An 8,102-nucleotide genomic window follows, 5' to 3' on the forward strand; every position below is an offset into this window, starting at 1 on the left:
GCTTGTACGGACGATGCTATGGCGATAGATTGAATAACTCAAATTCATAATTTTTATGCTTTGGATAACCAACAGGAATTCGACCCATGGACCTGGCCAACCTCAGCGCCTTCATCGCCATCGCCGAAACCGGCAGCTTCTCCGGCGCCGCCGAGCGCCTGTTCCTGACCCAGCCCGCCATCAGCAAGCGCATTGCCGGGCTGGAGCAGCAACTGGGGGTGCGCCTGTTCGATCGCCTGGGCCGTGAAGTGACCCTGACCGAAGCGGGCCGGGCCCTGTTGCCGCGCGCCTACCAGATCCTCAACGTGCTCGATGACACCCGCCGGGCCCTGACCAATCTGACCGGGGAAGTGGCAGGCCGCCTGACCCTGGCCACCAGCCATCACATCGGCCTGCACCGGTTGCCCCCGCTATTGCGCGCCTTTACCCGGCAGTACCCGTCGGTGGCGCTGGATATTCAGTTCCTCGACTCGGAAGCGGCCTACGACGAAATCCTCCATGGCCGTGCTGAAATTGCCGTCATCACCCTCGCGCCCGAGCCCCATCACCTGGTCAAGGCCGTGCCGGTGTGGGACGACGCCCTGGATTTCGTCGCCGCCCCCGAACACCCGCTGGCCAGCAATCAGCAGGTCAGCCTGGCTGACGTGGCGCGCCACCCGGCGGTGTTTCCCGGCGGCAACACCTTTACCCACCACATCGTCCAGCGCCTGTTCGAAAGCCAGGGCCTGGCGCCCAATATCGCCATGAGCACCAACTACCTGGAAACCATCAAGATGATGGTGTCCATCGGCCTGGCCTGGAGCGTGCTGCCGCGCACCATGCTCGACGATCAGGTTGCACCCATCGCTTTGCCCGGCATACAGCTGTCGCGCCAGCTAGGCTACATTCTGCACACGGAGCGAACGCTATCGAATGCGGCCAGGGCCTTCATGGCCCTGCTCGACAGCCATGCAGGGTCCGCCTGACCGGTCGTCAGCACGGCACCAACTCAAGGACGCGTCAAACGCCAAAGGTCTGGTACCAATGCCCAAATCAGCAAACCGCTTTCCGCGCCTGCCGCGTATCCCGGCGGCCGACCCCCAGGAGTCCGAGCAAGCCTGGCAGAACGCCCCGCAGCTGCTGGCGGCGCTCAACGGCGCGCGCCTGGGGGCCTGGCTGTGGGATATCGAGACCGGCCGGATCAGCTGGTCGCGGGGTACCCAGGCGCTGTTCGGCTTCGACCCGCAGCGCCCGCTGCCCAACGACATCGACTACCTTGACCTGCTGCCCGAAGAAGACCGCGCCCGCACCCGCCAGCTGTTCCAGGCGGTGGTCAATGGCGAACCGGTGGAAAAGGCCATGCGCCACCGCATCCGCTGGCCGGACGGCAGCCTGCACTGGCTGGAAATCAACGGCAGCCTGACCCACGACCGCCACGGCCGGCGCCAGATGATCGGGGTGATCCGCGAAATCACTCGCCAGCGCGAGCGGGAAACCGCGCTGATCAACTCGGAAAAACGCTTTGCCACGCTGTTTCACTTAAGCCCCAATGCCATTTTGCTGACCCGCCGCCACGACGGCATGATCTTCGAGGTCAACCAGCACTTCGAAGACATGTTCGGCTGGCCTGGCAGCTACGTGATCGGCAAGACCAGCTTGGAGCTGGGGCTGTGGGAGCACCCCGAACAACGCCAGCAGATACTCCAGGCGACCCGCGCCAACGGCGGCCCGCTGACCATGGAAGTGCAGTTTCGCGCCAGCAACGGCAAGCTGCATGACGGCATCCTGTGCACCCAGGGCATCGAACTGGAGGGGGTGACCTTCCTGCTCAGCACCTTTGTCGACACCTCCGAACGCAAGCGCGCCGAGCAGGCGCTCAAGGACAGCCAGGAACGCCTGGACCTGGCCCTGGATTCGGCGCAACTGGGCACCTGGGACTGGCACATCCCCAGCGGCATGCTCTATGGCTCGGCGCGGGCCGCGCAATTGCACGGGCTGGACCCAATCCCCTTCCACGAATCGTTCGACTCGTTCTTCGAAGGCGTGCCGGAAGAAGAGCGCGATGCCATGCGCCAGGCCTATCGCAGCCTGCGCGAGGGGCCGGCCGGCAATTACCAGATCACCTACCGGGTGCAGCTCGAAAACGGCACCTCGCGCTATATCGAAAGCCGCGCCCGCCTCTACCGCGACGAGCACGGCACGCCGCTGCGCATGGCCGGCACCCTGCTCGACATCACCGAACAGGTGGAGCGCGAACTGCGCCTGAGCGCCTCTGAAGAAAAGTTCGCCAGCCTGTTCCAGGTCAGCCCCGACCCGATCTGCGTCACCCGCCAGGACACCGGGCAGTTCATCGAGATCAACCCAGCCTTCACCCAGACGTTCGGCTGGGGCGCCGACCAGGTGATTGGCCGCACGGCCGAAGAAATCGGCCTGTGGGCCGAATCGATCGAACGCGCCCGGCGCATCGAGCAAGTCATCCGCGAGCAGGCCCTGAGCAATGTCGCGGTGGTGGTCAACCACCGCAATGGCTCGCCGCTGACCTGCGTGATCGCCAGCCGGCTGATTACCGTCGACAACCAGCCGTGCAGCGTCACCACCTTGCGCGATATCACCCAGCAGCAACGGGCGGAAGCGGCGCTGAAATCCAGCGAGGAGAAATTCGCCAAGGCATTCCACTCAAGCCCCGACGCCATCACCATCACCGAGCGCCACAGCGGCCGCTATGTGGAGGTGAACGATGGTTTCTGCCGCCTCACCGGCTACAGCAGCGCCGAAGTGGTGGGCCGCAGCGTCTTCGAGCTGGGCATCTGGGCCGACGACAAGCAGCGCAGCGCCCTGCTCGCCGAGCTCAAGGAGCGCGGCCGGGTGCACCACCGGGAAATGCTCGGGCGCAACAAGCGCGGCGACATCCTCACCGTAGAGGTGTCGGTGGAGCCGATCAGCCTCAACGAGGTCGACTGCCTGTTGCTGACTGCCCGCGATGTCAGCCAGCTGAAGAACGCCCAGGCGCAGATTCGCCACCTGGCCTACCACGACCCGCTGACCAACCTGCCCAACCGTGCCCTGCTGATGGACCGCCTGAGCCAACAGATCGCCCTGCTGCGCCGCCACAACCTGCGCGGCGCCTTGCTGTTCCTCGACCTGGACCACTTCAAGCACATCAACGACTCGCTCGGCCACCCGGTGGGCGACACGGTGCTGAAGATCATCACCGCACGCCTGGAAGCCAGCGTGCGCCTGGAAGACACCGTGGCGCGCCTGGGCGGCGACGAGTTCGTGGTATTGCTCAGCGGCCTGGAAGGCAGCCGCGAGTCGGTCGAGCAGAAGGTCCGCGAGCTGGCCGACACCCTGCGCGAGCTGCTGGCCGAACCGATGTCGCTGGATGGCCAGCGCCTGCAGGTGACGCCAAGCATCGGCGTGGCGCTGATCCCCGACCACGGCGCCACCCCGGCCGACCTGCTCAAGCGCGCCGACATCGCCCTGTACCGGGCCAAGGACTCGGGGCGCAACACCACGCAGCTGTTCCACACCACCATGCAAAAGGCCGCCAGCGAACGCCTGCGCATGGAAAGCGACCTGCGCCTGGCCTTGGCCCGCGGCGAGCTGGCCCTGCACTTCCAGCCCCAGGTGGATGCCCGCGACAACCGCATCGTCGGCGCCGAGGTGCTGCTGCGCTGGCACCACCCGCAACTGGGCCAGCAACCGCCCTCGCAGTTCATACAGGTGCTCGAAGAAAGCGGCCTGATCCTCGAAGTAGGCAGCTGGATACTCGACGAAGCGTGTGATGCCTGCGCGCGCATGCTCGAAGACGGGCTGATCGATGCCGATGACTTCAGCCTGTGCGTGAACATCAGCCCGCGGCAGTTCCGCCAGAACGATTTCGTCGAGCGGGTGTTGCGCAGCCTGGACGATTACCGCCTGCCGCGGCACATGCTGAAGCTGGAGATTACCGAAGGCATCGTGATCCAGAACCTGGAGGACACCATCAGCAAGATGCGCGAGCTCAAGCGCTACGGGGTGAGCTTCGCCATGGACGATTTCGGCACCGGCTATTCATCGCTGACCTACCTCAAGCGCCTACCGGTGGACGCCTTGAAGATCGACCAGACCTTCGTGCGCGATGCCCCGCAAGACCCCAACGACGCCGAGATCGTCCGCGCCATCGTGGCCATGGCGCGCAGCCTGGACCTGGCCGTGATCGCCGAAGGGGTGGAGCTGACCGAGCAACTTGAATTCCTCGAACAACTGGGCTGCCACCTGTACCAGGGCTACCTGCACAGCCGGCCGCTGCCGCTGCCGGAGTTCAGGCAGATGCTGCTGGAGGCGCCGGCGGATTACTGAACGAAAAAAGGGCACCTTCGCAGGTGCCCTTTTTCGTATCACGCCAAACTCAGTTCAGCGCTGGCTTGTCGCCATTGATCGGAATGCGCTTGGCCTTGGCTTCTTCCGGCACGATGCGCAGCAGGTCGATGCTGAGCAGGCCGTTGGCCAGGCCTGCGGACTTGACCTCGATATGGTCGGCCAGGCGGAACGACAGCTTGAAGGCGCGCTGGGCAATGCCCTGGTGCAGGTAGGTCACTTCCGTCGCGCTGTTTTCGCGCTTGCCGCCGATCACGGTCAGCACGCCTTTTTCGACCTGCAGGTCGAGGTCTTGCTCCTGGAAGCCGGCTGCGGCAACCACGATGCGATAGTGGTCATCGCCATGTTTTTCCACGTTGTAGGGAGGGTAGCTGCTACCCGCCTCGTTACGTGCCGCGGATTCGAACAGGTCGTTGAAACGGTCGAAGCCAACGGAATGGCGGAACAGTGGAGCGAGAGAGAAAGCACTGGTCATGGTCATAAACTCCTGAAATTCAGCAAGTAAGTCATTACGCGACCCGACTTCGGCATCGCGTACTGAATAAATAGGGTCCAGGAGAAGGCTTTCAAGAGGGCACGCGAAAATTTTTTTACTTGCAGGGAGTTGGTGGCCCCATCGCTGGCAAGCCAGCTCCCACAGGTATTTGCGCAGGGCACCTGTGGGAGCCGGCTTGCCGGCGATGGGGCAGGCTCAGGCCACACATTCCTCGAATGCCTGCACCTCAACCCCAAGCAACCGGCTGATCCGCGCGCAGTCATCTTCCCTGCGCAGCTCAGCGAACAACACCACCGCCTCGGGATAACTGCGCGTCAGCATCGCCAGCCACTGCTTCATGCGCCCCGGCGCATAACGCGGCGACAGCTTGGCCTGGGCTTGGCGCCAGAACTCGCGCAGCAACGGCAGCAACGCCTCCCAGCTCAGCGGCTGGTAGTCGCGGCCATCACGCGCGGCCGCAATCTGCAACGCCAGGTCCGGGCGCGACACCAGCCCACGGCCGAGCATGATGTCCTCGGCGCCGCTGACCTCACGGCAGCGCCGCCAGTCGTCGACGGTCCAGATCTCGCCATTGGCGAACACCGGCACATTGACCACATCCTGCACCCGCGCCACCCATTCCCAATGCGCCGGCGGCTTGTAGCCCTCGACCTTGGTCCGCGCGTGCACCACCAGGTGCGCCGAGCCCCCTTCGGCCAAGGCCGTGGCGCAGTCCAGCGCGCCATCCGGGCTGTCGAAGCCCAGGCGCATCTTCGAGGTGACCGGGATATGCGCCGGCACCGCCCGGCGTACCTCACGCACGATGGCGTGCAGCAACTCCGGCTCCTTGAGCAGCACCGCCCCGCCCCGCGACTTGTTCACGGTCTTGGCCGGGCAGCCGAAGTTCAGGTCGATCACCGGCGCCCCCAGCTCGCAGGCCAGCGCCGCGTTTTCGGCCAGGCACACCGGGTCCGAGCCCAGCAATTGCACGCGCATCGGCACGCCGGCGGCCGTGCGCGCGCCCTGGCGCAGCTCTGGGGCGAGCTTGTCGAACGAGGAGGCTGGCAGCAGGCGGTCACAGACGCGGATGAACTCGGTGACGCACCAATCGATGCCGCCCACTCGGGTCAGGACGTCGCGCAGGATGTTGTCGACCAGCCCCTCCATGGGGGCCAGGGCAATTTGCATTTCGGGGACTCGGCGAGAAAAGCCGGCAGTCTAGCAAAAAACGCTGCCGGTTCAGGTACCGATCAGCGCCGGGCCGTATCCGTCGATGAATTCGGCCGGCATGCGCCTGGGCTTGCCGCTGGACAGCTCGATGCAGGCGAACGTGGTCTGCGCACGCAGCAGGGTCACGCCGTCTCGCGGGCGCTTGAGCTGGAAGCGCCGGGTCATGCGCAGGCGCTGGTCCCAATCGATGATCCAGGTGGCCAGCTGCAGCTCGTCATCTTCGTAGGCGGCGGCGAGGTAGTCGATCTCATGCCGCACCACCGCCATCGCCCGGTCCAGGCGCCGGTATTCCGCCAGGTCCAGGCCCAGGCGCTGGGAGTGGCGCCAGGCGCAGCGCTCGAGCCAGGTGACGTAGACCGCGTTGTTGGCGTGGCCGAGGCCGTCGATGTCCTCGCTGCCGACCCGCAGGTCGATGATGAATGGCGTTGCCAGGTCCCAGCTCATGCCCGCTCCCCAAGTCAGTGAAGGGGCAGAGTGTAATGGAAGTTCAGGCGCTTTGCCGGGCCGGGGCACTGCTGCTGGCCAGCAGTTCGAGCACGGCCTGGCTCAGGCGCGGGTCGGCCAGCACGCGCTGGTGGCCTCCCCCTTCCAGCAGCAGCAGGCGGCTGTCGAACCAGGCCTTGTGAATCAACTGGGCCTCGCTGGCGGCCACCAGCTGATCATCTGCGGCATGCACGACCAGGCCCGGAATCTCCAGCTGATAGCCACTGACATCGAGGCGGGCGACCTGAATGCCAACATCCCGTTCGACCTGGCGAATGAACGCTGCCCTGGCCCGCGCCGGCATCCCTAAGTGCTTGGCGAAGCCGCGCAGCACGCCCAGCAGCTGCGCCGGTGCGGCGATGCTGACGGCGGCCTCGGCGCGCAGCCCCATTTGCAGCGCCAGCATGACACTGGCGCCGCCCATGGAATGGCCGATCACAGCTCGCAGCGGCGGCAATTCGGCCGCCGCCTCCAGCAGCGCGCGGGCAAACAGCACCACGTTCGCCTGCTGCCCGGGGGAGCGCCCATGGGCCGGGCCTTCCAGGGAAACCACCGTGTGCCCGGCCTGCACCAGTGTGTCGATCAGGGCGGCAAACTGGGTGGGGCGCCCTTCCCAGCCATGCATCAACAACACCGTCGGCCCCTGGCCCCAGCGCAAGGCGGACAGCCCGAAACGCAAGGTGATGCGCTCGGCGCTCGCCAGCAGTGGCAGCTCCCACTGCCGCGGCGGCAGATTGCGCGGTGTCATGAACGCCCGGCGCATCTTGCCGGCGACATGCTCGGGGGCCAGGTGGCCGAGGGTGCCATTGACGCCACGAATCCAGCTCAAGGTAGTCATCGCCTTGCTCCAAGGTCACAGGTTCAGATAACCGCCGATTTGGCGGCGCGCAGAATGCGGTCGGACAGCTCGCCGGCGCCCAGGGCCCGGGCCAGCGCCAGGCCGCCGATCATCAGGGCCAGGTCGGCCAGGGCCTTGTCGGCATCCTCGGGGCGATCGACCATCGCTGCAGTCATCAGCTCGATGTGTTCGGCCAGCACTTCGCGAAACGCCTCGGGCAGGCGCTGCATCTCGCTCAGCGCACTGGGCAGCGGGCAGGCATGCACCTCGGCATCACGGTGCTTGCGCGACAGGTAGAAGGCACCCGCCAACGCTCGCCGCCCGGCGCCATCGAGGCTGGGGTCAACCTGCGCGAGCAAGGCCCGGCGCTCGCCGAGCAGCTGGCGGAAGGCTTCGAGCATCAGCTCGTCCTTGCTTTCGAAGTGCGCGTAGAAGCCGCCGACGGTAAGGCCGGCGGCGCCCATCACCTGGCTGACACTGGGCTCGGCCGGGCCATGCTGGATCAACGCACTGCGTGCAGCTTCAAGGATGCGTTCGCGGGTTCTGCTCTTCTTGTCGCTCATGGCGGCAATCACCGATCAAAATATGATGATCGAAATATTATATGAGTAATATTTTTATGCAAGCGAAAATGCCTGCCGCCAATCGGCGCGAAATTTTTGAGGGGAGCAGAAAAAACAAAAGGCCCATTCAATAAGCGAATGAGCCTTTAAAGTCCCGCAAAACGCGGGTAAAAGT

The 8,102-nt window shown here is 65.2% G+C and carries 7 protein-coding genes; 2 read left to right on the plus strand and 5 right to left on the minus strand.

Annotated elements, in window-relative coordinates; genetic code table 11:
- Positions 1-86 precede the first annotated feature (86 nt).
- Complete coding sequence (locus B3E94_RS19820) at positions 87-965, plus strand: LysR family transcriptional regulator (RefSeq protein ID WP_286914834.1); 879 nt, start codon at positions 87-89, stop codon at positions 963-965.
- A 58-nt stretch (positions 966-1,023) separates the two neighbouring features.
- Positions 1,024-4,320: a bifunctional diguanylate cyclase/phosphodiesterase gene (locus tag B3E94_RS19825; RefSeq protein ID WP_176512256.1), complete on the plus strand. Its 3,297-nt coding sequence runs from the start codon at positions 1,024-1,026 to the stop codon at positions 4,318-4,320.
- A 49-nt stretch (positions 4,321-4,369) separates the two neighbouring features.
- Here B3E94_RS19825 and B3E94_RS19830 read toward each other — a convergent pair whose 3' ends face one another.
- From B3E94_RS19830 to B3E94_RS19850, 5 genes are all read right to left on the minus strand, one after another.
- Positions 4,370-4,813 (minus strand): Hsp20 family protein, encoded by a 444-nt coding sequence (locus tag B3E94_RS19830; protein ID WP_176512255.1) that lies wholly within the window; start codon positions 4,811-4,813, stop codon positions 4,370-4,372.
- A 216-nt stretch (positions 4,814-5,029) separates the two neighbouring features.
- Positions 5,030-6,001, minus strand: a complete 972-nt coding sequence (locus tag B3E94_RS19835; RefSeq protein WP_286914835.1) for a tRNA dihydrouridine synthase — start codon at positions 5,999-6,001, stop codon at positions 5,030-5,032.
- A 51-nt stretch (positions 6,002-6,052) separates the two neighbouring features.
- Positions 6,053-6,487, minus strand: coding sequence for an acyl-CoA thioesterase (locus B3E94_RS19840; RefSeq protein ID WP_286914836.1), 435 nt, complete (start codon positions 6,485-6,487; stop codon positions 6,053-6,055).
- 43 nt (positions 6,488-6,530) lie between these two features.
- Positions 6,531-7,364, minus strand: coding sequence for an alpha/beta fold hydrolase (locus B3E94_RS19845; RefSeq protein ID WP_176512252.1), 834 nt, complete (start codon positions 7,362-7,364; stop codon positions 6,531-6,533).
- Between the two features lie 23 nt (positions 7,365-7,387).
- Positions 7,388-7,927 carry a TetR/AcrR family transcriptional regulator gene (locus tag B3E94_RS19850; RefSeq protein ID WP_236235521.1) on the minus strand — a complete coding sequence of 180 codons (540 nt, stop codon included), beginning with the start codon at positions 7,925-7,927 and terminating at the stop codon, positions 7,388-7,390.
- Positions 7,928-8,102 lie beyond the last annotated feature (175 nt).

This window comes from Pseudomonas sp. UBA6315, from assembly GCF_002438125.1.
Lineage (GTDB): Bacteria > Pseudomonadota > Gammaproteobacteria > Pseudomonadales > Pseudomonadaceae > Aquipseudomonas > Aquipseudomonas faucium.

Excerpts from the sequence above, each read along its gene's own strand:
- B3E94_RS19820 (WP_286914834.1), top strand. The coding sequence starts at position 87 with ATGGACCTGGCCAACCTCAGCGCCTTCATCGCCATCGCCGAAACCGGC.
- B3E94_RS19825 (WP_176512256.1), top strand. The coding sequence starts at position 1,024 with ATGCCCAAATCAGCAAACCGCTTTCCGCGCCTGCCGCGTATCCCGGCG.
- B3E94_RS19830 (WP_176512255.1), bottom strand. The coding sequence starts at position 4,813 with ATGACCAGTGCTTTCTCTCTCGCTCCACTGTTCCGCCATTCCGTTGGC.
- B3E94_RS19835 (WP_286914835.1), bottom strand. The coding sequence starts at position 6,001 with ATGCAAATTGCCCTGGCCCCCATGGAGGGGCTGGTCGACAACATCCTG.
- B3E94_RS19840 (WP_286914836.1), bottom strand. The coding sequence starts at position 6,487 with ATGAGCTGGGACCTGGCAACGCCATTCATCATCGACCTGCGGGTCGGC.
- B3E94_RS19845 (WP_176512252.1), bottom strand. The coding sequence starts at position 7,364 with ATGACTACCTTGAGCTGGATTCGTGGCGTCAATGGCACCCTCGGCCAC.
- B3E94_RS19850 (WP_236235521.1), bottom strand. The coding sequence starts at position 7,927 with ATGAGCGACAAGAAGAGCAGAACCCGCGAACGCATCCTTGAAGCTGCA.